Annotated in this window: 24 protein-coding genes; 19 read left to right on the top strand and 5 right to left on the bottom strand. The window is 66.5% G+C overall.

Translation table 11 applies throughout. The features are described from left to right. The first annotated feature begins 119 nt into the window (after positions 1-119). From glyA to BM372_RS15135, 10 genes are all read left to right on the top strand, one after another. The gene (gene glyA / locus BM372_RS15180; protein WP_090956282.1) at positions 120-1418 is read left to right on the top strand and encodes a serine hydroxymethyltransferase; all 1299 of its coding nucleotides are present in this window, start codon (positions 120-122) and stop codon (positions 1416-1418) included. Between the two features lie 3 nt (positions 1419-1421). Then, on the top strand, positions 1422-2345 hold the full coding sequence (locus BM372_RS15175; RefSeq protein ID WP_090956281.1) for a bifunctional methylenetetrahydrofolate dehydrogenase/methenyltetrahydrofolate cyclohydrolase: 924 nt from the start codon (positions 1422-1424) through the stop codon (positions 2343-2345). Between the two features lie 138 nt (positions 2346-2483). Then, positions 2484-3485 (top strand): ABC transporter ATP-binding protein, encoded by a 1002-nt coding sequence (locus BM372_RS15170; RefSeq protein WP_371261751.1) that lies wholly within the window; start codon positions 2484-2486, stop codon positions 3483-3485. A gap of 10 nt (positions 3486-3495) precedes the next feature. Then, positions 3496-4362, top strand: a complete 867-nt coding sequence (locus BM372_RS15165) for an ABC transporter permease (RefSeq protein ID WP_090956333.1) — start codon at positions 3496-3498, stop codon at positions 4360-4362. Next, complete coding sequence (locus BM372_RS15160; protein WP_090956280.1) at positions 4359-5207, top strand: ABC transporter permease; 849 nt, start codon at positions 4359-4361, stop codon at positions 5205-5207. Before BM372_RS15165 ends, BM372_RS15160 begins: the two co-directional genes overlap by 4 nt. Before the next feature lie 599 nt (positions 5208-5806). Further along, the gene (locus tag BM372_RS15155; protein WP_090956279.1) at positions 5807-6376 is read left to right on the top strand and encodes a DUF2530 domain-containing protein; all 570 of its coding nucleotides are present in this window, start codon (positions 5807-5809) and stop codon (positions 6374-6376) included. A 10-nt stretch (positions 6377-6386) separates the two neighbouring features. Beyond that, complete coding sequence (locus BM372_RS15150; protein WP_090956332.1) at positions 6387-7220, top strand: exodeoxyribonuclease III; 834 nt, start codon at positions 6387-6389, stop codon at positions 7218-7220. A gap of 17 nt (positions 7221-7237) precedes the next feature. After that, positions 7238-8332 carry a tryptophan--tRNA ligase gene (trpS, locus tag BM372_RS15145; RefSeq protein ID WP_090956278.1) on the top strand — a complete coding sequence of 365 codons (1095 nt, stop codon included), beginning with the start codon at positions 7238-7240 and terminating at the stop codon, positions 8330-8332. A gap of 4 nt (positions 8333-8336) precedes the next feature. Continuing rightward, positions 8337-8951, top strand: a complete 615-nt coding sequence (locus BM372_RS15140) for a 2'-5' RNA ligase family protein (protein ID WP_090956277.1) — start codon at positions 8337-8339, stop codon at positions 8949-8951. Continuing rightward, positions 8896-10059, top strand: coding sequence for a YihY/virulence factor BrkB family protein (locus BM372_RS15135; RefSeq protein WP_256214311.1), 1164 nt, complete (start codon positions 8896-8898; stop codon positions 10057-10059). The genes BM372_RS15140 and BM372_RS15135 overlap by 56 nt, the downstream gene beginning before the upstream one ends. On the opposite strand, the gene BM372_RS15130 is transcribed toward BM372_RS15135, so the two are convergent. The 5 genes from BM372_RS15130 to sdhC form a co-directional block, all read right to left on the bottom strand. After that, positions 10022-10786, bottom strand: a complete 765-nt coding sequence (locus BM372_RS15130; RefSeq protein WP_090956275.1) for an alpha/beta hydrolase family protein — start codon at positions 10784-10786, stop codon at positions 10022-10024. The two genes, BM372_RS15135 and BM372_RS15130, sit on opposite strands and share 38 nt — an antisense overlap. Positions 10787-10882: 96 nt before the next feature. Further along, complete coding sequence (locus tag BM372_RS15125) at positions 10883-11665, bottom strand: succinate dehydrogenase iron-sulfur subunit (protein WP_090956274.1); 783 nt, start codon at positions 11663-11665, stop codon at positions 10883-10885. Position 11666: 1 nt separating this feature from the next. After that, positions 11667-13466: a succinate dehydrogenase flavoprotein subunit gene (sdhA, locus tag BM372_RS15120; protein ID WP_090956273.1), complete on the bottom strand. Its 1800-nt coding sequence runs from the start codon at positions 13464-13466 to the stop codon at positions 11667-11669. Positions 13467-13647: 181 nt separating this feature from the next. Next, a complete protein-coding gene (locus BM372_RS15115; protein ID WP_090956272.1) occupies positions 13648-14130 on the bottom strand; it encodes a succinate dehydrogenase hydrophobic membrane anchor subunit in 483 nt (160 codons plus the stop codon). A 2-nt stretch (positions 14131-14132) separates the two neighbouring features. Next, positions 14133-14513, bottom strand: coding sequence for a succinate dehydrogenase, cytochrome b556 subunit (sdhC, locus tag BM372_RS15110; protein WP_090956271.1), 381 nt, complete (start codon positions 14511-14513; stop codon positions 14133-14135). A 267-nt stretch (positions 14514-14780) separates the two neighbouring features. Between sdhC and BM372_RS15105 the strand changes: the two genes are divergently transcribed. From BM372_RS15105 to BM372_RS15065, 9 genes are all read left to right on the top strand, one after another. Then, positions 14781-15914, top strand: coding sequence for a mannose-1-phosphate guanylyltransferase (locus tag BM372_RS15105; protein ID WP_090956270.1), 1134 nt, complete (start codon positions 14781-14783; stop codon positions 15912-15914). A 109-nt stretch (positions 15915-16023) separates the two neighbouring features. Further along, positions 16024-17223 carry an amidohydrolase gene (locus BM372_RS15100; RefSeq protein ID WP_090956269.1) on the top strand — a complete coding sequence of 400 codons (1200 nt, stop codon included), beginning with the start codon at positions 16024-16026 and terminating at the stop codon, positions 17221-17223. 274 nt (positions 17224-17497) lie between these two features. After that, the gene (locus BM372_RS15095) at positions 17498-17962 is read left to right on the top strand and encodes a MarR family winged helix-turn-helix transcriptional regulator (RefSeq protein ID WP_090956268.1); all 465 of its coding nucleotides are present in this window, start codon (positions 17498-17500) and stop codon (positions 17960-17962) included. Positions 17963-17974: 12 nt separating this feature from the next. Beyond that, complete coding sequence (locus BM372_RS15090; RefSeq protein ID WP_090956267.1) at positions 17975-18406, top strand: organic hydroperoxide resistance protein; 432 nt, start codon at positions 17975-17977, stop codon at positions 18404-18406. Then, positions 18403-19434, top strand: a complete 1032-nt coding sequence (locus tag BM372_RS15085; protein ID WP_177236030.1) for an NADP-dependent oxidoreductase — start codon at positions 18403-18405, stop codon at positions 19432-19434. The genes BM372_RS15090 and BM372_RS15085 overlap by 4 nt, the downstream gene beginning before the upstream one ends. A gap of 264 nt (positions 19435-19698) precedes the next feature. Further along, positions 19699-20766 carry a BMP family lipoprotein gene (locus BM372_RS15080; protein WP_090956330.1) on the top strand — a complete coding sequence of 356 codons (1068 nt, stop codon included), beginning with the start codon at positions 19699-19701 and terminating at the stop codon, positions 20764-20766. Between the two features lie 165 nt (positions 20767-20931). Then, positions 20932-22587 carry an ABC transporter ATP-binding protein gene (locus BM372_RS15075; protein ID WP_090956266.1) on the top strand — a complete coding sequence of 552 codons (1656 nt, stop codon included), beginning with the start codon at positions 20932-20934 and terminating at the stop codon, positions 22585-22587. Further along, positions 22580-23998, top strand: coding sequence for an ABC transporter permease (locus BM372_RS15070; protein WP_090956265.1), 1419 nt, complete (start codon positions 22580-22582; stop codon positions 23996-23998). The genes BM372_RS15075 and BM372_RS15070 overlap by 8 nt, the downstream gene beginning before the upstream one ends. Then, the gene (locus tag BM372_RS15065; RefSeq protein WP_090956264.1) at positions 23995-25326 is read left to right on the top strand and encodes an ABC transporter permease; all 1332 of its coding nucleotides are present in this window, start codon (positions 23995-23997) and stop codon (positions 25324-25326) included. The genes BM372_RS15070 and BM372_RS15065 overlap by 4 nt, the downstream gene beginning before the upstream one ends. Position 25327 lies beyond the last annotated feature (1 nt).

Here is a 25327-nt window from a genome sequence, read left to right as displayed (position 1 = left end):
GCAGGTGCCTTCCGCCGCTGTCGCGGCCTGCCGTCAAGGAGGCCGTAACCAAGGGGCGGTGTAACGGGCCAGCCGGTAGCCTGACCAATAGCCGTTCCCGTGCCTACCAGGAGTTCCTCGTGACTACTACCACCGCCACTTCAGCCGCCGTGAGCAACCAGCCGCTGGCCGAACTCGACCCTGAAATCGCCGCCGTTCTGGCCCAGGAACTTGGCCGCCAGCGCGGCACCCTGGAAATGATCGCCTCAGAAAACTTCGCCCCGCGCGCGGTCATGGAAGCCCAGGGCTCCGTCCTGACCAACAAATATGCCGAAGGCTACCCGGGGCGCCGCTACTACGGCGGCTGCGAATACGTCGACGTCGCCGAGCAACTCGCCATCGACCGCGTCAAGGAGCTCTTCGGCGCCGAATACGCCAACGTCCAGCCGCACTCCGGCGCGCAGGCCAACGCCGCAGCCCTCCACGCCATGATCACCCCGGGGGACAAGATCCTGGGCCTGTCCCTGGCCCACGGCGGACACCTCACCCACGGCATGAAGCTGAACTTCTCCGGCAAGCTCTACAACGTCGCCGCCTACCAGGTCGAGGAAGACAACTTCCGGATCGACATGGACAAGCTGCGCGAGCAGGCCATCGCCGAAAAGCCCCAGGTCATCATCGCCGGCTGGTCCGCCTACCCGCGGCACCTCGACTTCGCGGCCTTCCGCTCGATCGCCGACGAGGTCGGCGCCCTGCTCTGGACCGACATGGCGCACTTCGCCGGCCTCGTCGCCGCCGGTCTGCACCCGAGCCCGGTCCCGCACTCCGACGTCGTCACCTCCACGGTGCACAAGACGCTGTCCGGTCCGCGCTCCGGCGTCATCCTGGCCAAGCAGGAATGGGCCAAGAAGCTCAACTCCGCCGTCTTCCCCGGCCAGCAGGGCGGCCCGCTCATGCACGTGATCGCGGCGAAGGCTGTGGCCTTCAAGATCGCCGGGACCGAGGAATTCAAGGAGCGCCAGGAACGCGTGCTCGAAGGTGCCAAGATCATCGCCGAGCGCCTCGGCCAGGCCGACGTCGCCGACGCCGGCGTCTCGGTCCTGACCGGCGGCACCGACGTGCACCTGGTGCTGGTGGACCTGCGCAACTCCCAGCTGGACGGCCAGCAGGCCGAGGACCTCCTGCACTCCGTGGGCATCACGGTGAACCGCAACGCCGTGCCGTTTGACCCGCGCCCGCCGATGGTCACCTCCGGCCTGCGCATCGGCACCCCTGCCCTGGCCACCCGCGGCTTCGGCGCCGAGGAGTTCACCGAGGTGGCGGACATCATCGCCACCGCGCTGAAGTCCGGTGCGGCCACGGACGTGGACGCCCTGCAGGGCCGCGTGGACAAGCTCGCCGCCGATTTCCCGCTGTACCCGCAGCACGAGCAGTGGTAGGCCATGGCTTCTGCAAAAGCGGCTGAGACCGCACAGATCCTTGACGGCAAGGCCACAGCCGCTGCCATCAAGGCCGAGCTGACCGAACGCGTGGCCGCACTCAAGGCCAAGGGCGTCACCCCCGGACTGGGGACCATCCTGGTGGGTTCCGATCCGGGAAGCACCTGGTATGTGGGCGGCAAGCACAAGGACTGCGCCGAGGTGGGCATCACGTCCATCCGCCGCGACCTGCCCGAGGACACCACCCAGGACGAACTCCTGGCCGTGGTCCGCGAGCTCAACGCGAACCCGGAATGCACCGGCTACATCGTCCAGCTGCCGCTTCCGGCGCACATCGACCAGGACGTCATCCTGGAGGCCATGGATCCTGACAAGGATGCCGACGGCCTGCACCCGATGAACCTGGGCCGGCTGGTGGCCAACGTCAGCGGACCCATGAAATCGCCGCTGCCCTGCACGCCCAAGGGCTGCGTGGAGCTGATGACCCGGCACGGCATCGACCTGAAGGGCAAGCGCGTGCTCGTGGTGGGCCGCGGCGTCACCATCGGCCGCCCGGTGGGTCTCCTGCTGACCCGCAAGGACGTCAACGCCACCGTCATCCTGGCGCACACGGGAACGGTGGACCTGCCGGCCGAACTCCGGCAGGCCGACGTCGTGATCGCCGCCGCCGGACAGCCGCACATGATCAAGGCCGCGGACCTCAAGCCCGGCGCGATCGTGCTCGACGTCGGGGTCAGCCGGGTCGATGACGGCAACGGCAAAGCCGTAGTCACGGGCGACGTCGATCCCGCAGCGGCGGACGTCGCTGCCTGGCTCTCGCCGAACCCCGGGGGAGTGGGTCCCATGACCCGCGCCATGCTGCTCGCCAACGTCGTGGAAACCGCGGAACGCCAACTGGCGGAGAAAAATAACTCGGGGCCGGCCTAGGGTTCTGCCGCGGTGGCTGGGCCCGCTCCGGCAGGCCCAGCCACCGCAGTTCGGCCCATCCCACCGCCGTCGGACGTACGGGGCCGCTATCTCGGGATCGATATGGCAGGAGTTTTTACGAAAAGACTCTTTCATAGTTTGCGGGCATCAACTACCGTGGTGCTGGTGTCCGAACTTGCGTCCAAAGATGCCCCTGTAGGCAGCCACGCTGCCGCTGCGCCCTACGTCATCACCGCCGAGAACCTCACCAAACGCTACGGCGACGTCGTCGCGGTCGATGGAATCTCCTTCCGTGTTCCCGCCGGGGAGGCCTTCGGCCTGCTGGGCCCGAACGGCGCCGGCAAGTCCACCACGATGAAGATGATCGGCGGGGTCTCGCAGCGGACCTCCGGCAGCCTGTCCATCATGGGCCTGGACCCCGAGCAGCACGGGCCGGAAGTCCGCGCCCATCTGGGCGTCGTCCCGCAGCAGGACAACCTGGACGAGGAGCTGAAGGTCCGGGACAACCTGCTGGTCTACGGCCGTTACTTTGGCCTCCCCATGAGCTACCTCAAACCCAAGGCTGACGAGCTGCTGGAATTCGCCCAGCTCTCGGACAAGGCAAAGTCCAAGGTGGACGCCCTTTCCGGCGGCATGAAGCGGCGCCTGACGATCGCCCGCTCCCTGATCAACGAGCCGCGGATCCTGCTCCTGGACGAGCCGACCACGGGCCTGGACCCGCAGGCGCGGCACATCCTCTGGGACCGGCTGTTCCGGCTCAAGGAACAGGGCGTCACCCTGATCCTCACCACGCACTACATGGACGAGGCCGAGCAGCTGTGCGACCGGCTGATCGTGGTGGACAAGGGCAAGATCATGGCCGAAGGCTCCCCGGCCAGCCTGATCCGTGAATACTCCACCCGGGAGGTCCTCGAACTGCGCTTCGGCTCGGAACGCAACGCGAGCGTCGGCGCCGAGCTCGGCGGCATCGGCGAACGCCTGGAGACCCTGCCGGACCGGGTGCTCATCTACGCCCACGACGGCGAGGCCGCACTGGAGCAGGTCACCAGCCGCGGCCTTCGGCCAGTCACCTCCCTGGTCCGCCGCTCCTCGCTGGAAGACGTCTTCCTGCGCCTGACCGGCAGGAGCCTCGTTGATTAAGAAGGCAGAGCTGACTCAGGCACCACAGACGGCCGGTCCGACGGCGGGAACCGGGACGCTGCGCGCGCACGCCCCGGAAGTCTCGGCCGCCCGCGCCCGGCGCTGGGGCGCCTTCTACTACGCCGAACAGGTCCTGCGCGTCATGAAAGCCTACGGCTGGACCATCGTCATGTACGGGGTCGGGCAACCGGTGGCCTACCTCTTCGCGATGGGCGTGGGCCTCGCGACGCTGGTGCAGGCCAACGGCGCCGGCGCCTTCGGGGGCGTCAGCTACCTGACGTTCATCGCGCCGGCGCTGCTGATCTCGGCGGCCGTCATGACAGCGGCGAACGAGTTCACGTTTCCGGTGATGGACGGCTTCAAATGGCGGCGCGTCTACTACGGTCCCCACGCCTCGCCGCTGACCCCGGAACAGATCGCCGGCGGCCAGATCATCGCCGTCACCGTCCGCTTCCTGCTGCAGTCGGCCATCTACTTCGCGGTGGTGGCGCTGTTCGGGGCCTCACCCGGCGCCTGGGGCTGGGTTTCGATCCTCATCGCCACACTCGCCGGCCTGTCCTTCGGCCTGCCGCTCATGGCGTACGCGGCCACCATCAAAGAGGACCGGGGCCAATTCGCCATGGTCATGCGGTTCATCGTCATGCCGCTGTTCCTGTTCTCCGGCACGTTCTTCCCGCTGGACACGCTACCCCTCGGCGTCCGCTGGATCGGCTGGATCTCGCCGATCTGGCACGGAACGGAACTTGGCCGCGTGGTCAGCTACGGGTACGAGGAAGAGCCGTGGCTCACCATCGTCCACCTCGTCTTCCTGCTGGTCCTGGCGGGCGCCGGCTGGGTCCTGACCAAACGCCAATTCGCCAAGAGGATGGCCTCATGAGCGTCCTGACCGGAAGTTTCAACGCAGGGGAGAACAGCGTCGCGGAAGCCGCACGCCGCCGGCGCTTCGGGCCCACCTACTCCCGCAACGTCCGCGCCGTCGTCGCCCGCGGGCTCATGGCCACCAAGAGCAGCAACTGGATGGTCATGGTCTCCGGGTTCTTCGAGCCTGTGCTGTACCTGATCTCCATGGGCGTGGGCCTGGGCGCCATCGTCGGTCCCGTCCAGGGCCCGGGCGGGCAGGAGATCAACTACGCCGCATACATCGCCCCGGCGCTGCTGGCCGTGTCCGCCATGAACGGCGCCGTCTATGACTCCACCTGGAACGTCTTCTTCAAGATGAACTTCGCCAAGCTCTACCAGGGCATGCTCTACACCTCGCTGGGGCCGCTGGATGTCGCCATGGGCGAAATCTTCCTGGCCCTGCTGCGCGGGGCCATGTACGCCACCGGTTTCACAGCCGTCATGGGCGTGATGGGCCTCATCACCACTCCGTGGGCCATCCTGATGATCCCGGCCTCGGTGCTGATTGCCTTCGGCTTCGCGAGCTTCGGCATGGGGATCACGAGCTTCATGAAGACATTCCAGCAGATGGACTGGATCAACTTCGTGATGCTGCCGATGTTCCTCTTCAGCGCCACGTTCTATCCGCTCAGCGTCTACCCGCAGTCCATCCAGTGGCTCATCCAGGCCATGCCGCTGTGGCACGGCGTGGAGCTGCTGCGCCAGATCAGCGTCGGCGTGTTCAGCCCGGCCACCGCCGTGCACGTCGGCTACTACCTCGTCATGATTACCCTCGGGATCCTGCTCACCACTGCCCGCCTGCGCAAGCTGTTCCTGAAATAACGCGGATCCCGGCTACGGAGACCAGCGCGGAATGCTGTTCTGGCCACTGGCCGCGTTTAACCGCGTTCAACAATGAGCACATCTGGGGCGAAGCCCTTGCCGCTGGACATGTCCAGTGGTGGCCACGATCAGCGGGCAGAATCGTCTTCTGCCCGTTGATCCCTCGCAACGATGAGCATGTCCTCCCTGGAGGCGGCCCGCGGCTGAACATGTCCACTGGCGGTGTTCACGAATAAGCATGTCCTCTGGGGCGAGCGCTTGCGGCTGGACATGTCCAGTGGTGGCCACGATCAGCGGGCAGAATCGTGTTCTGCCCGTTGATCCCTCGCAACGATGAGCATGTTCTCCTGGAAGACAGCCCGCGGCTGAACATGTCCACTGGTGGTGCTCACAAACAAGCATGTCCTCCTGGAAGACAGCCCGCGGCTGAACACGTCCAGTGGTGATGCTTGCGAAGGGGCATGTCCCGGAGCGCAGTCGGCCCAGCCGCGGACCGATGGACATGTCCCGCCGTCCCGGGCGTCCCCAAGTAGGGCCCGGAAGTTTCGCCCGGGGTGGAAGCGCTCCGGGCGGCCCGCCCCGTTTGCGATAATAGGCTCATGCAATCTCTGGGTAGCTCCGCCTCCACGTCCAACCCCACCTCGGCCGCCGGCCGGTTCTCCATGTTCCGCATCAGCGGGCCGGGCATGCTGGTCTTCATCATCGCGTTCGTCGTGGCCGTGATCTTCGCGGCCAACCAGAACGACGTCGTCGGCTGGGTCGTGGCGATCATCGCCGGCTTCTGGCTGGCGCTGGCTGCGTTTGTGGTGTTCAGCATCCAGAAGGCTGCCAAGAAGGCCGGAGCCAGGCTCGACGAGGCGCAGAACGCCTTCAACGCCGCCGCCGGGCGCGCGCCGTCGTCGAGCAGCGTGGACCACGGCGGCACCCGCCTGATCAGCGAACGCCGCGAAGCGGACAGCGTCCGCGACATGAAGCTCGACCACTCCTTCAAGATCGTCCAGGTCCAGATCCGCGTCGTGGACCAGGAACGGGCCAAGGGCGATGCCGCGGACCAGGACACGATCCGCCGGGCCCTGGAGACGATTGAAATCACCGCGACCAACGCCCGGGACATGATCAAATCCTCCGACGGCGGCAGCGAACCCGTCGCCGGAACCATCATCGACTAGAGTGGATCGGGTGAGCTCGGCATTGAAGAAGGACCACCTTCGCATCGCATCGGTCAACGTCAACGGCCTCCGCGCTGCCTACAAGAAGGGCATGGCGGAGTGGCTGGAGCCACGCGAAGTCGACATCCTGTGCCTGCAGGAGGTCCGCGCCCCTGATGCGGTGGTCCAGGAGCTGCTCGGCGAGGGCTGGTACATCCTGCACGCCGAGGCGGAAGCCAAGGGCCGGGCCGGCGTTGCCATTGCGTCCCGCGAAGAGCCGCTTGCCACCCGCGTAGGCATCGGGGAGGACTACTTCGCCACGACCGGACGCTGGGTCGAGGCCGACTACATCGTGCGGGACACCGAAGGGCAGGCCTCCCAGCTGACCGTCGCCAGCGCCTACGTCCACTCCGGCGAGGCCGGCACCCCCAAGCAGGACGACAAGTTCCGTTTCCTGGACGTCATGACCACGCGCCTGCCCGAGCTCGCCAAGCACAGTGACCACGCGCTCGTGGTGGGCGACCTCAATGTCGGCCACACGGAGCTGGACATCAAGAACTGGAAGGGCAACGTCAAACGTGCCGGCTTCCTGCCGGAGGAGAGGGCTTATTTTGACCGCTTCTTCGGCGGCGAAATCGGCTGGAAGGATGTTCACAGGGGCCTGGCGGGTAACGTCGACGGCCCCTACACTTGGTGGTCGCAACGGGGTCAGGCCTTCGACAATGACACCGGCTGGCGCATCGATTACCACATGGCCACGCCTGCTCTCGCTGCTGCCGCAGTGTCTGCCGTTGTTGACCGGGCACTGTCCTGGGACACCCGCTTCTCCGACCACGCCCCGCTGGTAGTGGACTACCGGCTCTAGTTTTGAGGCTTCCACGAATGACCACGACTTCCACTGTGACCGACGCCGGCGTCGCCCCGGACGCTGCGAAGGCCGCTCCGGCGACCACCGGAGCCCGGCACCGCATCCTCTCCGGCATGCAGCCCTCCGCCGATTCCCTGCACTTGGGCAATTACCTCGGCGCCCTCGTGAACTGGGTCCGGATGCAGGACGAGTACGACGCCGTCTTCTTCATCCCCGATTTGCACGCGATCACTGTTCCGCAGGATCCCGCCGAGCTGGCCCACCGCACCCGGGTGACGGCCGCGCAGTACATTGCCGGCGGCGTGGACGTGGACAAGTGCACGCTGTTCGTCCAGTCCCAGGTGCCGGAGCACGCCCAGTTGGCGTGGGTCCTGAACTGCATTACGGGATTCGGCGAGGCGTCCCGGATGACCCAGTTCAAGGACAAGGCCCACAAACAGGGCTCGGAGCACGCCAGCGTCGGGCTGTTCACCTACCCTGTCCTACAGGCCGCGGACATCCTGCTGTACCAGCCGCACGGTGTCCCCGTGGGCGAGGACCAGCGCCAGCACGTGGAACTGAGCCGCGACCTGGCCCAGCGGTTCAACTCCCGTTTCGGCCAGACGTTCACCGTCCCGCAGCCCTTCATCCAGAAGGAATCGGCGAAGATCTACGATCTGCAGCACCCCACGGCCAAGATGTCGAAATCGGCGGAGTCACCGGCGGGTCTGATCAACCTGCTCGATGATCCCAAAGTCACCGCCAAACGAATCAAGTCGGCCGTAACGGATGCGGAGACCGAAATCCGGTTCGACCGTGAGGCGAAGCCGGGCGTGTCCAACCTGCTGACCATCTACTCGGCGATCAGCGGCCAGAGCGTCGACGCCCTTGTCGCCGCCTACGAGGGCAAGATGTACGGCCACCTCAAGGTGGACCTTGCCGAGGTGGTCGCCGAGCACCTGACCCCGATCCGCAACCGCGCCAATGAACTGCTGGACGATCCTGCGGAACTGGACCGGCTGCTGGCCGTCGGCGCGGACAAGGCCAGGGAGATCGCCTCGGTGACCCTGCGCGATGTCTACGCCAAGGTGGGTTTCCTGCCGTACGCCGGAGCCCAGGGAGTCCGCTAGGTCCATGGCCCCCATCAGCAAAGTCAACGCGAAAGCCGCCACGTCAAACGGGCAGGCACGCAGCGAAGGCATCAGCACTGGTGTGATCCTGAGGTTCCCGGCAGACATCGCCGAGGAGCTCCAGCGCTGGCGCGCCTCCTTCGGGGACCCGATGGCCGCCGTCGTCCCGGCCCACATCACGCTGGTGACCACCACCATGACGCAGGACTGGGAAGCAACCCGCAGGCATGTCCGGGACGTGGCACGCCGGCAGGAGCCCTTCATGGTGACCATCGCAGGCACCGGGTCTTTCCGGCCGGTGTCCCCGGTGGTGTTCCTGAACGTGGAGGACGGCTTCGGCGAATGCGTCAACCTGCACCGCCAGCTGCAGACCGGCCCCCTCGAGCGGGAGCTGCCGTTCGGGTACCACCCGCACGTCACCGTGGCCCACGACGTCGCCCCCGAAAGCCTGGACGAGGCCGAAACAGCGCTCAAGGACTATAGGGCCACGTTCCCGGTGGCTAGCATGGGACTCTACGAGCACGATGACAACGGCATCTGGCACCTACGGGAAGAGCTTGACTTTGGGACCAAACCTGACGGCGACAGGGGCCAGGACGGCACCGCAGGCGCCCGCTAAGCCACCCCTACCCACCGACCTGGCCGGGCTGAAACTCGAAGTCATCCGCAAGAGGGTGGACTGGGGCAGGTCCCGACGCTCCGGCGGAGGTATTGCGTCGCTGATGGCGATGGTGCCGTGGCTGGTGGCCCGGGTGAACCTGTTGCTGCCGGTGCGGGCCTTCACGCACTACAACCTTCAACGCGGGCCGCTGATGAGTGCCGGCATCGGGTTCCGGATGTTCTTCTCCATCACCGGCCTGCTGGCCACCGGCTTGTCCGTGGCCGGCCTGGTCCTTAGCGGGCACCCTGCCCTGCTGGACCAGATCATCAAGAGTGTGGCCGCGACAGCGCCCGGCCTCCTGAAGGTCAACGGCAGCGAAGGGCTGGTTGACCCCTATGAGCTGCTGAACCCCGCCAGCCTGGGCTGGGCGGCCCTGATCGCCGCCGCCGTAACGGTGTTCACCTCCCTGGGCTGGATCAGCGGCGTCCGCGACGGTACGCGCAGCATGATGCAGCTCGGCCCGCTGGGGCTCAATCCGGTGCTGCAGATACTGCGCGACGTCGGCACCCTGATCCTGTTGGGGGTGGCCCTGGTGGTCAGCTCCGCAGTCTCCCTTGTGTTCGGCACGGCGGCGGGGTGGGTGACCGAACAGCTGAGCCTCGATCCGGCGGTGGCCGGGCCCCTGACAACCTCCATCACCATCGTTGTGCCCCTGCTGCTGGGCTGGGGTACGGCTTTGATCATGTACCGGGTGGCCGCGGGGCTGAAACCGGCCCGGCGGTCCTTGCTGGAAGGAACAATCCTGGCCGCGGTGGGCACCACCGTCCTGCAGATCTTCAGCACCCAGCTGCTGGCCAGTGCGGGCAAGAACCCCATCCTGGCGCCCTTCGCCATCATCATCGGCCTGCTGATCTGGTTCAACCTGGTCAGCCAGGTTTACGTGGTCTGCGCCGCCTGGGTGGCGATCCGCGAGGAGGACCTCAAGACCCAGCCGGCCGCCACGACCACCGGCTGGGGCGCCCGGCACGTCCAGCCGGGCAAGACGCCGGTCGAGCCCGGGCCGCGCCGCAAGCCGCTGTCCGCCGCGTTCAGGCGTCGAGGTACTGGTCGGCCCACGCCGAGATGATCTTCGCGGCACGGGCGGCCTGGCCCTTGCCCGTGAGGAGGTGGTCGCTGCCCTCCAGCGAGACGAAGCTGCGCGGGTGGCGTGCCGTCTGAAAGATCGTGCTGGCGTTTTCGATCCCCACCGTGTTGTCCGTGGGGGAGTGCAGCACCATCAGCGGCCTGTGCAGCTGCCGGATGCAGTCGGTCAGGTCCGCGTTTTCCAGGTCCTCGACGAAGTGCCGCCGGATCTGGACGCGCTTGCCGCCCAGATCCACCTCCGCGCTTCCCTCGCTCAGGATCCGGTCCAGCGCCGCGTCAAAGACGTGGGCCACATGCTTGGGTGAGAAAGGTGCGCCCACCGTGGCAACGGCCTTGAGCTCGGGGATCTGCCGTGCGGCGGACAGGACAGCCGCGCCGCCGAAGGAGTGGCCCACGAGCAAGGACACGCGCCGGTCCGAGTCCCGCATGAATTCGGCGGCCTTGACGGTGTCGGCCACCTTGTGGCTGAAGGACCCCTCGGACCACATTCCCGCGGATTCGCCGAGGCCCAGGTTGTCGAACCGGAGCATGCCCACCCCGTTGTCGGCGAGGGCCTTGCACATCCGTGACGCCGACGGGCTGTCCTTGCCCAGGGTGAAGCCGTGGGAGAACACGCCCCAGCCCTTCACCGGGCCTTCGGGGACGTCCACGACGCCGGAGAGCAGTTCGCCGGTGGAACCCCGGAAGGAGACTTTTTCTGAGCGGGACACGGTGTCCCCTTTCGTGTGAGCGGGAAGACGACGACGGCGCCCCCACCCAAGGTGAGAGGCGCCGTCGTCGGTATTTCGTGAGCTATCCTGCGGGCCCTAGATCTTGCGGGCCAGGATGGCCTGCTTGACCTCGGCGATGGCCTTGGTGACCTGGATGCCGCGCGGGCAGGCCTCCGAGCAGTTGAAGGTGGTGCGGCAGCGCCACACGCCTTCCTTGTCGTTGAGGATCTCCAGGCGCATGTCGCCGGCGTCATCGCGGGAATCGAAGATGAAGCGGTGGGCGTTGACGATTGCCGCCGGGCCGAAGTACTGGCCGTCGGTCCAGAACACCGGGCAGGACGAGGTGCACGCGGCGCAGAGGATGCACTTGGTGGTGTCGTCGAACCGCTCGCGGTCCTCGGCGGACTGCAGGCGTTCCTTGGTGGGCTCGTGGCCGCGGTTGATCAGGAAGGGCATGACTTCGCGGAAGGACTGGAAGAACGGCTCCATGTCCACGATCAGGTCCTTCTCTACCGGCAGGCCCTTGATCGGCTCGACCGTGATGGGCTTGGACGTGTCCAGGTCCTTCAGCAGGGTCTTGCAGGCCAGGCGGTTGCGGCCGTTGATGCGCATGGCATCGGAGCCGCAGACGCCGTGGGCGCAGGAGCGGCGGAACGAGACACTGCCGTCGATCTCCCACTTGATCTTGTGCAGGGCGTCGAGCACGCGGTCGGTGCCGTACATGGTGACCTTGAAGTCATCCCATGTGGCGTCCTCGGAGACCTCGGGGTTGTAGCGGCGCACACGCAGCGTGACGTCGAAGGACGGGATTTCCCCGCCCCCGCCGACGCCGGCGGGCAGTTCGATCTTGGATGCTGGCTCAGCGAGTTCAGCGCTCATCTTAGTACTTCCTCACCATCGGCTCGTAGCGCGTAAAGACCACCGGTTTGGTGGCAAGCCGGATGCCGGCAATGGCCTCCGCAGAGCCATCGGCCGGGGCGTGCTCATCCTTATACGCCATGGAGTGCTTCATGAATTTTTCGTCGTCGCGCTCGGGGAAGTCCTCGCGGAAGTGGCCGCCGCGGGACTCTTCACGGTGCAGGGCCGCCACGGTCATGACCTTGGCGAGCTCCAGCAGGAAGCCCAGCTCCACGGCCTCGAGCAGGTCCAGGTTGAACCGCTTGCCCTTGTCCTGGACGCTGATGCGCTGGTACCGCTCCTCGAAGGACGCAATGTCCTTGAGGACCTGGTTCAGCGTTTCGGCCGTGCGGAACACCTGCATGTTGGCATCCATGGTGTCCTGCAGTTCCTTGCGGATCGCAGCGACCTTCTCGGTGCCGTTGGCGGTGCGCACGTGGTCCAGCAGGTCCAGGGTGTAAGCCTCGGGATCGGCCGGGAGCTCCACGAAGTCCGCGGTCTTGGCGTATTCGGCGGCGGCGATGCCCGCGCGCTTGCCGAAGACGTTGATGTCCAGCAGCGAGTTCGTGCCCAGGCGGTTGGAGCCGTGGACGGAGACGCAGGCGACCTCGCCGGCGGCGTAGAGGCCCGGGACCACGGTGTCGTTGTCCTGGAGCACCTCGGCGCTGATGTTCGTCGGGATGCCGCCCATGGCGTAGTGCGCCGTGGGGAACACCGGCACCGGCTCCGTGTACGGCTCCACACCCAGGTAGGTGCGGGCGAACTCGGTGATGTCCGGCAGCTTGGCGTCAATGTGCGCCGGCTCGAGGTGGGTCAGGTCCAGGAGGACGTAGTCCTTGTTCGGGCCGCAACCGCGTCCCTCACGGACCTCGTTGGCCATGGAACGGGCCACGATGTCGCGCGGGGCGAGGTCCTTGATGGTGGGCGCGTAACGCTCCATGAAGCGCTCACCCTCGGAGTTACGTAGGATCGCGCCTTCGCCGCGGGCGGCCTCGGAAAGCAGGATGCCCAGGCCGGCGAGGCCGGTCGGGTGGAACTGGAAGAACTCCATGTCCTCCAGTGGGATGCCGCGCCGGAAGGCGATGCCCATGCCGTCACCGGTGAGGGTGTGGGCGTTGGACGTGGTCTTGAAGACCTTGCCCGCGCCGCCGGAGGCGAACACCACGGACTTGGCCTGGAAGACGTGCAGTTCGCCGGAGGCGAGGTCATAAGATACGACGCCGGCAACGCGCTTCTGCTTGTAGGCCGTGCCGTCCTCGCGGACGGCGTCTTCCTCAACGGTCAGCAGGTCCAGGACGTAGTACTCGTTGTAGAACTCAACGTTGTGCTTGACGCAGTTTTGGTACAGGGTCTGGAGGATCATGTGGCCCGTGCGGTCGGCGGCGTAGCAGGCGCGGCGCACCGGTGCCTTGCCGTGGTCGCGGGTGTGGCCGCCGAAGCGGCGCTGGTCAATGCGGCCCTCGGGCGTGCGGTTGAACGGCAGGCCCATCTTTTCCAGGTCCAGGACGGCGTCGATCGCTTCCTTCGCCATGACCTCGGCGGCGTCCTGGTCCACCAGGTAGTCGCCGCCCTTGATGGTGTCGAACGTGTGCCACTCCCAGTTGTCTTCCTCGACGTTGGCCAGGGCCGCACACATGCCGCCCTGCGCCGCGCCCGTGTGGGACCGCGTGGGGTAGAGCTTGGTCAATACTGCCGTGCGGGCGCGCTGACCTGATTCGATCGCCGCGCGCATCCCGGCGCCACCGGCGCCGACGATCACGACGTCGTACTTATGGACCTGCATACCAGACGCTCTTTCTCTCAAAATTCTCTATAACCCACCGGCAGGCCGAGCCTGCCCGGTGAAGTCTTGTGCAATCTGCGCCTGCGCTCGACAGGCAAGATCAATAGCCGTGGCGGACCGCCGCCTCCTGCCCGCGCAGGGGCAGCGGTCCGCGGCGGCCCCGCCGTGACGGCGTACGCCCTTAAGGCGCGGGGCAGAAGCCGCCGGGAAGCTGGACGCCATTGGCGACCGGGCACGGATCGAACGTGAAGATGACCAGGGTGCCCAGGACGACGATGACCAGCGTGGCCGCGTAGAGAACGGTCTTCAGCCACAGGCGCGTGGCATCCTTCTCGGCGTAGTCATTGATGATCGTGCGGACGCCGTTGGTGCCGTGCAGCATGGCGAGCCACAGCATGGCCAGGTCCCAGACCTGCCAGAACGGGTCGGCCCACTTGCCGGCCACGAAGCCGAAGTCGATCGCGTGGATGCCCTCGCCGACCAGTAGGTTGACGGCCAGGTGGCCGAAGATCAGCACCACCAGAACGACGCCGGAAAGCCGCATGAAGAGCCAGGCGAACATTTCGAAGTTCCCCTTGGAGCTACCGCTGCGGTTGTACTGCGGGGCGACGCGTCCGGCGCCTACCTTGGCAGCGCGCGGGCTTTGAATCTGTGTTGCATCCATGGCTAGTGACCTCCAAGGGCGAGGGACAGGTGGCGGATGGCGAAGCCGGCCATGACGACGACCCAAAGGCCCAGGACCGTCCAGAGCATCTGGCGCTGGTACTTGGCACCCTTCTTCCAGAAGTCGACGGCGATGATCCGCAGGCCGTTGAAGGCGTGGAACACGATCGCTGCGACGAGGCCCGTTTCCCCCAGGGCCATGAGGGGGTTCTTGTACGCACCAATCACGGTGGTGTAGGCCTCGGGGGACACACGCACCAATGAGGTGTCCAGCACGTGGACCAACAAGAAGAAGAAAATCACTACACCGGTAATGCGGTGTCCAACCCAGGACCACATGCCTTCACGGCCGCGGTACAAGGTGCCAGCTGGTTTTGTCGGCACTGAATAAACCTCCCTGCAACACAGCGGCGCTGGCATGGGATCCACGCGGGGGGAACGCCTGCTGCGAGAGCACTCGTAAGCTCAAGCCTAAATCTAGGCTTCGCTCTCAGCTTATTCAATTTGGGAACCCGTTGTTGACCGGCCCCGGCACGGATTTGCGCGTGTTTTGAGACGAACGCCACATCTGCTTGCAGTTCCGGGCGCCGGAAGGGCGCAATTGGGGCGCAATCGAGGGCGATTGGGCCGCTGTCGGCTAAAGTAGCGGTGATGACTACACACAAAGTGACAAGCCAGGATTCACCGCTGGACCGTTTTATGGCGGTTATCCCGGCGGGCGGGGTGGGGACCCGCCTCTGGCCCCTGTCGCGGGCTGCAGCCCCCAAATTTCTTCATGACCTCACCGGGTCAGGCAGCACGCTGCTGCGTGCGACCTATGACCGCCTCCAGCCCGTCGCCGGCAAGCACGTGCTGGTGGTGACCGGTGCGGCCCACCGGGAGGCCGTCTGCCGCCAGTTGCCCGAGGTCCTGGAATCGGATCTGGTCCTCGAAAGCGAGCCGAAGGACTCCGGGGCAGCGATCGGCCTCGCCGCGGCCATCCTCCACGAGCGGGACCCGGACACCATCATGGGCTCGTTCGCCGCGGACCATGTCATCAGCCCCGACGGGCTCTTCCAGGACGCCGTCCGCGAAGCCGTCTACACCGCGGCCGCAGGCAAGATCGTCACCATCGGCATCAAACCCACCCACCCCTCCACCGGGTTCGGCTATATCCGCTCCGGCGCGAACCTGCACATCCCCGACGCTCCCAGCGCGCAGTCCGTGGTGGAGTTCGTGGAGAAGCCGAGCGAGGCCGTGGCCCAGCAATACGTTGACAGCGGCGACTACGTCTGGAACGCCGGCATGTTCGTGGCGCCGGTTTCCCTGATGCTCAAGCACCTTGAAGCCAACCAGCCCGAACTCTTCGCCGGGCTGCAGGAAATCGCCAAGGCCTGGGACACCCCGGAGCGCGACGCCGTCACGTCGCGCGTGTGGCCCGCCCTGCCCAAGATCGCCATCGACTACGCCGTTGCCGAGCCGGCGGCCGCCGCGGGCGACGTCGCGGTGGTGCCGGGTAGCTTCCGCTGGGACGACGTCGGCGACTTTGCCTCCGTGGGCCGGCTCAACAGCGCCAAGGAAGTTGACGAAGTCACCGTTCTGGGCGAAGGCGCACGCGTTTTCACCGAGAACGCCAGCGGTGTGGTGGTCACCGACACCAAGCGGGTGATCGCCCTCATCGGCATCAAGGACGTCGTGATTGTGGACACCCCCGATGCCCTGCTCGTCACCACCAAGGAACACTCGCAGCGGGTCAAGCAGGCGGTGGACGCCATCAAGGCCAAGGGCGACACCGACGTCCTGTAAGTGGATCTCCTGTAGGTGGACGCGCGGCGTGGGGCCCTCGCGCGTTCACCGATCCGTAACGCGCCGTACGCGATGCCGCTATTTTTTGTCCACTGGCTAGAGTTGTTCCGTGCGCAATTACTCTACTGAAGCTGAGCCCACGACTCTTGTGGGGCCGTGGCTGGAGCCCCTCCTGCCGGAGCTCATCGCTTTCCGCCGCGACCTGCATGCGCACCCCGAGCTCTCGTTCAAAGAGTTCCGCACCACCGACAAGTTGGCGAAGCGGCTTGAAGATGCCGGGCTCAAGCCCCGGCGCCTCGAAGGCACCGGCCTGACGGTCGACGTCGGACAGGGGCCGATCGCCACGGCGCTGCGCGGAGACATCGACGCCCTGCCGATCATCGAGGACACGGGCCTGGAGTTCGCCTCCAAGAACCACGGCGTCACCCACGCCTGCGGCCACGACGTGCACACCACCACCATGCTCGGCATCGCCCTGGTGCTCCAGCGCATGCATGAGGAGACCCCGCTCGGGGGAACGGTCCGGATCATCTTCCAGCCGGCCGAGGAAACCATGCCCGGCGGCGCCACCGCCTGCATCGAGCAGGGCGTCCTGGAGGGCGTGCCGCGCATCCTGGCCCTGCACTGCGACCCGCGGATAGAAATCGGCAAGGTCGGCACCCGCATCGGTGCCATCACGTCCGCATCGGACACCATCAGGATTGAACTCTCCGGCCGCGGCGGGCACACCTCGCGCCCGCACCTGACCGAAGAGCTGGTTTTCGCCCTGGCGCAGATCGCGGTCAATGTTCCCGCCGTGCTGTCCCGCCGCGTCGACGTCCGCAGCGGCGTGTCGGTGGTCTGGGGCCAGATCTCCGCGGGCTCGGCTCCCAATGCCATTCCCGGCACGGGCTACATGGCGGGCACCATGCGGTGCCTGGACCGCGAGGCCTGGCACGACGCCGGCGAGCTGCTCGACGACGTGGTCCGGCAGATCGCCGAGCCGTACGGCGTCGACGTCCATCTGGAGCACACCCGCGGCGTGCCGCCGGTGGTCAACTCCGAACACGAGACCGCGCTGATCGAGGCCGCGGCCCGCGCGGAAATCGGCGAGAGCGCCGTCGTCCTGACCCCGCAGTCCATGGGCGGGGAAGACTTCGCCTGGTTCCTGGCCGACACCCCCGGCGCCATGATGCGGCTCGGCACCAAGACCCCGGGCGGGGAAGAATACGACCTCCACCGCGGCGACTACATCGTGGATGAGCGGGCCTTGGGCCTCGGTATCCGGGTACTCACGGCGGCGGCCCTGCGCACCCTCCGCGACCTCTAGCCACTTCGCAACGGGCGGCTCACTTCGCAACGCGCGGCCCGTCGGCACTCGCCCCGGGGCGCCGCGCGCAGTTTCCCCAGTTATGCCAGCACGACGGCGGGACACGCCGGCGGTGCGGGCCGACACACCGTCCGAACCCGGCGAAGGTGGGGAAATCCGGCGGCGTCGGAGGCCCTGCGGATGCGCCTGTGCAAATTGGCGTGAAGCGAGTCTGTGCAGTTAGGTTGTGCACAACCAAATTGTGCACGATCTAAATTCGGGGTACGGTCGAATCATGACTACGCCAGAACGGGCCCGCGTGCACGGTTCGGAGGCACTCCGTCTGAACCGGCAGGTGTGCTTTGCAATGTACTCGGCCTCGCGGGCGGCCACGGCAGCCTACCGGCCCATGCTGGAGGAGCTCGGACTGACCTACCCCCAGTACCTGGCCATGCTGGTGCTGTGGGAGGCCGAGCCGCGCAGCGTCCGCGAACTGGGGGAGGAGCTGGGACTGGACTCCGGCACGCTCTCGCCCCTGCTCAAGCGGCTCGAAGCGCTCGGCCTTGTGCAGCGCCGCCGCTCCGCCGAGGACGAGCGCCGCGTGGAGGTCTTCCTGACCGACGCCGGAGCCGCCCTCAGCGCCAAGGCCGGCGGTATCCCGCAGCGCCTGGCGGATGCCGCCGGCCTCACTGCCGCGGAACTTGAGCAGCTCCGTGAAACCCTGGCCCGCCTGACCAACGCCCTCCACGCCTCCCACTAGGAACGGAACCCCATGAAGACTCTCTACACCGCCGAAGCGCTTGCGTCCGGTGACGGCCGCGACGGCACCGCCATGAGCAAGGACGGCAAGCTCAGCGTCACCCTCGCCAGCCCCGTAGAACTGGGCGGCGACGGGGCCGGGACCAACCCCGAACAGCTGTTCGCGGCCGGCTACGCCGCGTGTTTCCACTCTGCGCTGCGCCTCGTCGGACGCAAGGAGCGGGCGGACCTGACCGATTCCGCCGTCGCCGCCAAGATCCACTTCGGCGCGCTCGACGGCGGTGCCGGCTACGGCCTGGCCGCGGAGCTCGAAATCGCCCTGCCCGGCGTGGACCGGCGGACCGCCGAGGAGCTGGTGGCCCGGGCCCACCAGATCTGCCCCTACTCCAACGCCACCCGCGGCAACATCACTGTCGAGATCAAAATTCTGGAGGTTGCAGCATGAGCACCCACACCGAAGCAATGACCCTTCCCGCCACCACGCGCGAGATCCAGCTGGCGTCCCGGCCGCACGGCCGCCCCGTGCCGGCCAACTTCCGGCTCGCCGAGTCGCGGCTGCCCGAGCTGCAGGACGGCCAGGTCTTGGTCCGGAACCTGTACATCTCGGTGGACCCGTACATGCGCGGCCGCATGAACGACGTCAAGTCCTACTCCGCGCCGTTCGCGCTGGATAAGGCGCTCGACGGCGGCGCCGTCGGCCAGGTCATCGCGTCCCGGGCCGAAGGGCGCGCCGTCGGCGATATCGTGGTCCACGGCCTCGGCTGGCGCGAATACGCCGTCGTCGATGCGGCGGCCACCACTGTGGCGCGCACCGACCTGGCCCCCGCGTCCGCGTTCCTCGGCGCTCTCGGCATGACGGGTCTCACCGCCTACGCGGGGCTGCTGAAGGTCGCCGACTTCAAACCCGGCGATGCTGTGTTCGTCTCGGGCGCGGCTGGCGCTGTCGGCTCCCTCGTCGGACAGATCGCCAAGGCCATGGGCGCGTCCCGCGTCATAGGCAGCGCGGGCTCGCCGGAAAAAGTGTCACGGCTGCTCGAACTCGGCTTCGACGCCGCGTTCAACTACCACGACGGTCCGGTGGCCGGGCAGCTCGCTGCCGCCGCCGGGGAGCGCGGGATTGATGTGTACTTTGACAACGTTGGCGGCGAGCACCTTGAGGCGGCGTTGTCCGTGCTCACAGTGGGCGGCCGGGTGGCCATGTGCGGGGCCATCGCCCAGTACAACGCCACCGAGCCCACGCCGGCGCCGCGGAACCTGATGCTGGCGATCGGCAAGCAGTTGACGCTCAAGGGCTTCCTGGTCGGCGGCTACTGGCAGCACATGGCGGAGTTTGTCGAGGCCATGTCCGGCTGGCTGGCCGACGGTACGGTCCGTTACGACGAGACGGTGGTGGACGGGCTGGAGAACGCCCCGCAGGCCTTCATGGATCTGCTCGAGGGCGCCAATACCGGCAAGATGCTCGTACGCCTCTGAGGCAGGGACTGCCCTCTACCGGAAGGTAACAAGTTCTCAACGATCTAGGAACTTGCCGTGAAGTCCGCTATGTGGACGTGTCGCAGGCCACTACAGTGGCTTTCATAAGTGCGCCTCGGCGCAGTGCTGCGAAATCCATCAATGACAACAGAATTCAGCGGAACACCGCCGACAGACACTCATTGAGCCCAAGTCGCAACGCCTACTCTTCTTCCTGGAGGAAAATTGAAGAACTCTCTGCGTGCCACCTTCAAGCGCGGATCAATGGCCGGGGTTGCCACCGCGGGCGCGGCTGCCCTCCTGCTCACTGGCTGCGGGGCCGCCCCGGAGGCCGGCACCGCCACCCAGACTGCCAGCAACTACACGGGCTGCATCGTGTCCGACTCGGGCGGGTTCGACGACCAGTCGTTTAACCAGTCTTCCTACGAGGGCCTGAAGAAGGCCGAGAAGGACCTGGGCATCAAAACCAACCAGGCCGAGTCCAAGACCAACAACGACTTCGAGCCGAACCTGCGCGCCATGGTTTCCGCCGGCTGCAACCTGACCATCACGGTCGGCTTCCTGCTCGGCGACGCCACGAAGGCCCAGGCCACCGCGAACCCGGACAAGCACTTCGCCATCATCGACTTCGGCTACGAAACTCCTGTCGCCAACGTCAAGCCGATCATCTACGACACGGCCCAGGCCGCGTTCCTGGCCGGCTACCTCGCAGCAGGCACCACCAAGACCGGAACGGTCGCCACCTTCGGCGGCATCAAGATCCCCACGGTCACCATCTTCATGGACGGCTACGCCGACGGCGTGAAGTACTACAACGAAAAGAAGGGCAAGAACGTCAAGGTTCTTGGCTGGGACAAGGCCAAGCAGGACGGCTCCTTCACCGGCGACTTCGAAAAGCAGGACAAGGGCAAGCAGTTCACCCAGAACTTCCTGGACCAGGGCGCCGACATCGTCATGCCCGTCGCCGGTCCGGTCGGCAAGGGTGCGGGCGCGGCCCTGCAGGAAGCCAAGGCAGCAGGCAAGGACGTCAAGCTCATCTGGGTTGACTCCGACGGCTTCCTCACGGCACCGGATTACAAGGACATCATGCTCTCCTCCGTCATGAAGCAGATGGGCGAGGCCGTCGAGACGGTGGTCAAGCAGGACAAGGACGGCCAGTTCACCAACAAGCCGTACATCGGCACCCTCGCGAACGACGGCGTCCAGCTGGCTCCGTTCCACGACTTCGATTCCCAGGTTCCCGCCGAACTGAAGTCCGAGCTGGACCAGATCAAGAAGGACATCGCCGACGGCAAGCTGAAGGTTGAATCCGCAGCCAGCCCGAAGGCCTAACTTCCTCCGCTAAGCGCCACGGCCCGTCCGGTCACCACCGCACGGGCTGTGGCGCTTTTCGTTGCGGCACCGCTGCGGCCCAGACCGCAGGCACTAAGCTGGTGCTGCAGCCCCCACTTCGCGTCCGGACCAAGCCTTCCGGACACCTCGAGATTGGTCAGAGTTGTGAAACTTGAACTCAAGGGGATTACCAAACGCTTCGGCTCCCTGGTAGCCAACGATCACATCGATGTGGTTGTTGAATCCGGGCAGATCCACTGTCTGCTCGGCGAAAACGGCGCTGGCAAGTCCACGCTGATGAACGTCCTCTACGGACTGTACGAGCCCACCGAGGGCGAAATCCTGATCGACGACATACCCGTCACCTTCCGCGGGCCCGGCGACGCCATGGCTGCCGGCATCGGCATGGTGCACCAGCACTTCATGCTGGTCCCCGTCTTCACCGTCGCCGAAAACGTCGCCCTGGGAGCGGAGACCACCAAGTCCGGTGGGTTCCTGGACCTTGACGACACCCGCCGGAAAATCCGCGAAATCTCGGACCGGTACGGCTTCGACGTCGACCCCGACGCGCTGATCGAAGACCTGCCCGTCGGCGTGCAGCAGCGGGTGGAAATCATCAAGGCGCTTGTCCGCGACGCCAAGGTGCTCATCCTGGATGAGCCCACTGCAGTACTGACGCCGCAGGACACCGATGAGCTGCTGGACATCATGCGCCAGCTCAAAAGCCACGGCACCTCCATCGTCTTCATTTCCCACAAGCTGCGTGAGGTGAAAGCCGTTTCGGACACCATCACGGTCATCCGCCGCGGCAAGGTGGTGGGCAAGGCCGATCCCGAGGCCTCCACCACCGAGCTGGCCTCGATGATGGTGGGCCGGGCCGTGAGCCTGACCTTGGACAAGGCTCCGGCCAACCCGCAGGAGACCACCTTCGAGGTCAAGGACCTCACCGTGATCGCGCCCAGCGGCCAGCACGTCGTCGACGGCATCAGCTTCGGGATCGCGCGCGGTGAGATCCTGGCCATTGCGGGCGTGCAGGGCAACGGCCAGACCGAACTGACCGAGGCCATCCTGGGCCTGCATGACCGGGTCCACGGCTCGATCGTCCTTGACGGCGAAGAAATCCTGGGCCGCAGCGTCAAGGATGTCCTCAACGCCGGCGTCGGATTCGTGCCGGAAGACCGTTCCCTGGACGGGCTGATCGGCACCTTCTCCATTGCCGAAAACCTGATCCTGGACCGCTACGACCAGGCGCCGTTCGCGAAGGGCATCAGCATGAGCCCGGCCAAGGTCCTGGAGAACGCCAAGACCCGGATCGAGGAATTCGACGTCCGAACCCCGTCCGGCATGCTCGCCGCGGGCACCCTGTCCGGCGGCAACCAGCAAAAGGTTGTCATGGCACGGGAACTTTCCCGGCCGCTGCGGCTCTTCATCGCCTCCCAGCCCACCCGCGGCGTGGATGTGGGATCCATCGAGTTCCTGCACAAACGCATCGTCAGGGAGCGGGACCAGGGCACCCCGGTCATGATCGTCTCCACCGAACTGGACGAGGTGATCGAACTCGCCGACCGGATCGCAGTGCTCTATAAGGGCAGGCTGGTCGGGATCGTCCCGGCCGGAACCGGACGTGACGTCCTGGGCCTGATGATGGCCGGGGTGTCCCTGGACGACGCCCAGGCCGACGCCGCGGTCAAGCACCCGGCACACCGCCCGGCCGACAATCCCGTTGACACCCCCGCAGACACCACCGCAACGAACCCGGCGCCAGCCGCCCCGGCGGCGCAGGAGCCAGGCTCCGGTGCCGTAGGAGACCACCATGAGTGAGAACACAGAGCCGCGCGAGAACACCGGGCCGCGGCGCGCGGCCGCACCGGACCCGGACCGGATTCGGGCTGCCCAGGCCACCGACGTGGAGCCTGAGCCGCTCGAGGACGATGCAGACTTCGTCACTTCGCTGGACACGGCGGGCGGTGCCCACCAGCCATCGGCCGTTCCAGTCTCGACCCAAAGCGGGGCCCTTCCCGGCGCCCCGGAAGAGGAGTCGCTGCTGCGCAAAATCTTCACCGGCAACGGCATTGTGACCATCCTGGCGGTGCTGCTCGCCCTGATCCTGGGCGGCTTCCTCATCGCCGCAACGGACGAGGTGGTCGGCAAGACGGCGGGGTATTTCTTCGCCCGGCCCACTGATTTCTTCACCGCCGTCTGGTCCGCCTCCACCCGCTCTTACGTGGCCCTCTTCCAGGGCGCGGTCTTCAACCCCCGCGGGACCGGAGCTGTCGGGCAGTTCTCCCCCCTCATGGAGACGCTGACCATCGCCACCCCGCTGATCACCGCGGGCCTCGGCGTCGCCCTCGCCTTCCGCGCGGGTCTGTTCAACATCGGTGCGCAGGGCCAGATCATCATGGCCGGCATCCTTGCCTCGTGGGTCGGCTTCGCGCTGCACCTGCCGCTGGGCCTGCACCTGCTGCTGGTCCTGGTGGCCGGCGTCATCGGCGGCGCCGTCTGGGGCGGCATCGTCGGTGTGCTCAAAGCCAGGACGGGCGCCCACGAGGTCATCGTGACGATCATGCTCAACTACATCGCCCTCTATTTCCTGCGCTACCTGCTCGACACGGACTTGTTCCAGCGCCCGGGGGCGGACACACCCATATCGCCGATCGTGGATCCCAGCGCCGCGTACCCGCTGCTCTTCGGCAGCCAGTACCGGCTGCACCTGGGCTTCCTGCTGGCCATCGCGGCCACGGTGTTTGTCTGGTGGCTGCTGAACCGTTCCACGATCGGTTTCGAGTTCCGTGCCGTCGGGGCTAACCCCAAGGCAGCCCTGACAGCCGGTATCAACGTCTCCCGGGCTACGATCCTGGTGATGACCATTGCCGGCGGCCTGGCCGGCCTGGCCGGCGTGGCGCAGGTGGCGGGCACCGAAAAGGTCCTGACCGATGGTGTCGCGGCAACCTACGGCTTTGACGCGATCACTGTGGCGCTGTTGGGACGTTCGTCGCCGTGGGGCACCTTTGCCGCCGGCCTGCTGTTCGGAGCCTTCCGGGCAGGCGCCGTCCAGATGCAGATCCAGACCGGAACTCCGATCGACATCGTCCTCGTGGTCCAGTCGCTCATTGTGCTGTTCATCGCGGCGCCGCCCCTGGTCCGGGCGATCTTCGGACTCAACCCGCGCAAGAAGAAGGCCGCGACCGCCGGCAAAACCAAGCAGGCCGCAATCACCGGAGGTGCCGCATGAGCACAACAGCAACCTCGCCCGTGCCGGGACAACCCCAGCAAGGAAAGCCCCAGCCGGACAAGAACCGCCGGCAGGCAGAGTCCGCCAAGCCCGTCACCTGGAAGCTGCCGGTAACGCTGTCGGTGCTGGCCACCGTAGCGTTCATCTTCTTCGGGCTGCTGGGTCCGCAGGCGACCGCCAAATTCGGCGTTTCCTCCGGCGGCGACTTCTTCCAGCTCCCGGCGATCGAAGTCCCCGCATTCCTCAGCGGCATTGTGCTCTCCTTGATCCTGCTGGGCCTCGCGGGCTACGCCTTGGTCCTGAAGGCACGACAGAACCAGCGGCCTCCGCGCTGGCTGCCGGCCGTGTTCACCGTCGTGTTCGTGGTCGCCTTCCTGATCTGGGTGGTGGGCGGCGCCCGGACCCCCAGCATTTCGCTGGCCGGCCTTCTCGCCGGGTCCGTGACACTCGCCGTGCCGATTGTCTTCGGCTCCCTCTCAGGTGTGCTCTGCGAACGCGCCGGCGTCGTGAACATCGCCATTGAGGGCCAGCTCCTGGGCGGTGCCTTCACGGCCGCGCTCGTCGCCAGCCTGACGCACAACCCCTATCTGGGCCTGCTTGCGGCGGCCGTGGCAGGCGCCCTGGTCTCCATGGTGCTGGCGCTGTTCAGCATCAAGTACGTGGTCAACCAGATCATCGTCGGCGTCGTGCTGAACGTCCTGGTTTCCGGGCTCACCGGCTTCCTGTTCACCACGGTGATGCAGTCGGACCCGGAAAAGTACAACTCGCCCGGGGAGCTGCCCAACATCGAGATCCCGGTCCTGTCCGGCATCCCGGTGATCGGGCCCATCCTGTTCAAGCAGTCCGTGGTGGGCTACCTGATGTATGTGGCCGTGATTGTGATCTGGATCGGGCTGTTCAAGACGAAGTGGGGCCTGCGCGTTCGTGCCGTGGGCGAGCATCCGCAGGCCGCCGACACCCTGGGCATCAAGGTCAACGCGACCCGCTTCTGGAACGTCACGATCGGCGGTGCCGTGGCCGGCATCGGTGGATCGTTCTTCACCCTCGTGGCAATCGACAGCTTCACCAAGGAAATCTCCGGCGGCCGCGGCTTCATCGCCCTCGCCGCCATGATCCTGGGCCGCTGGAACCCGATCGGGGCCTTCTTCGCCGCGCTGCTGTTCGGCTTCGCCGACAACCTGCAAAGCATCGTGACGATCATCGGCACTCCCGTGCCGAGCCAGTTCATGGCCATGCTGCCGTACGTCGTTACCGTGTTTGCCGTGGCCGGACTGGTCGGCCGGTCCCGGCCTCCGGCGGCCGACGGCATCCCGTACGTCAAGGGCTGAC

The sequence above is a fragment of the Arthrobacter sp. ov118 genome (genome assembly GCF_900116495.1).
Classification (GTDB): Bacteria; Actinomycetota; Actinomycetes; order Actinomycetales; family Micrococcaceae; genus Arthrobacter.
The sequence above is the reverse complement of the archived record's forward strand: the minus strand, read 5'-3'. Positions and strand labels throughout refer to the sequence as shown.

Bases quoted from the DNA above. Each gene is read 5' to 3' on its own strand.
- sdhA (WP_090956273.1), bottom strand. From the start codon at position 13,466: ATGCAGGTCCATAAGTACGACGTCGTGATCGTCGGCGCCGGTGGCGCC.
- BM372_RS15175 (WP_090956281.1), top strand. From the start codon at position 1,422: ATGGCTTCTGCAAAAGCGGCTGAGACCGCACAGATCCTTGACGGCAAG.
- BM372_RS15080 (WP_090956330.1), top strand. From the start codon at position 19,699: ATGGCCGGGGTTGCCACCGCGGGCGCGGCTGCCCTCCTGCTCACTGGC.
- trpS (WP_090956278.1), top strand. From the start codon at position 7,238: ATGACCACGACTTCCACTGTGACCGACGCCGGCGTCGCCCCGGACGCT.
- BM372_RS15105 (WP_090956270.1), top strand. From the start codon at position 14,781: ATGACTACACACAAAGTGACAAGCCAGGATTCACCGCTGGACCGTTTT.
- BM372_RS15140 (WP_090956277.1), top strand. From the start codon at position 8,337: ATGGCCCCCATCAGCAAAGTCAACGCGAAAGCCGCCACGTCAAACGGG.
- BM372_RS15115 (WP_090956272.1), bottom strand. From the start codon at position 14,130: ATGGATGCAACACAGATTCAAAGCCCGCGCGCTGCCAAGGTAGGCGCC.
- BM372_RS15065 (WP_090956264.1), top strand. From the start codon at position 23,995: ATGAGCACAACAGCAACCTCGCCCGTGCCGGGACAACCCCAGCAAGGA.
- BM372_RS15085 (WP_177236030.1), top strand. From the start codon at position 18,403: ATGAGCACCCACACCGAAGCAATGACCCTTCCCGCCACCACGCGCGAG.
- BM372_RS15090 (WP_090956267.1), top strand. From the start codon at position 17,975: ATGAAGACTCTCTACACCGCCGAAGCGCTTGCGTCCGGTGACGGCCGC.
- BM372_RS15125 (WP_090956274.1), bottom strand. From the start codon at position 11,665: ATGAGCGCTGAACTCGCTGAGCCAGCATCCAAGATCGAACTGCCCGCC.
- BM372_RS15160 (WP_090956280.1), top strand. From the start codon at position 4,359: ATGAGCGTCCTGACCGGAAGTTTCAACGCAGGGGAGAACAGCGTCGCG.
- BM372_RS15095 (WP_090956268.1), top strand. From the start codon at position 17,498: ATGACTACGCCAGAACGGGCCCGCGTGCACGGTTCGGAGGCACTCCGT.
- BM372_RS15070 (WP_090956265.1), top strand. From the start codon at position 22,580: ATGAGTGAGAACACAGAGCCGCGCGAGAACACCGGGCCGCGGCGCGCG.
- BM372_RS15155 (WP_090956279.1), top strand. From the start codon at position 5,807: ATGCAATCTCTGGGTAGCTCCGCCTCCACGTCCAACCCCACCTCGGCC.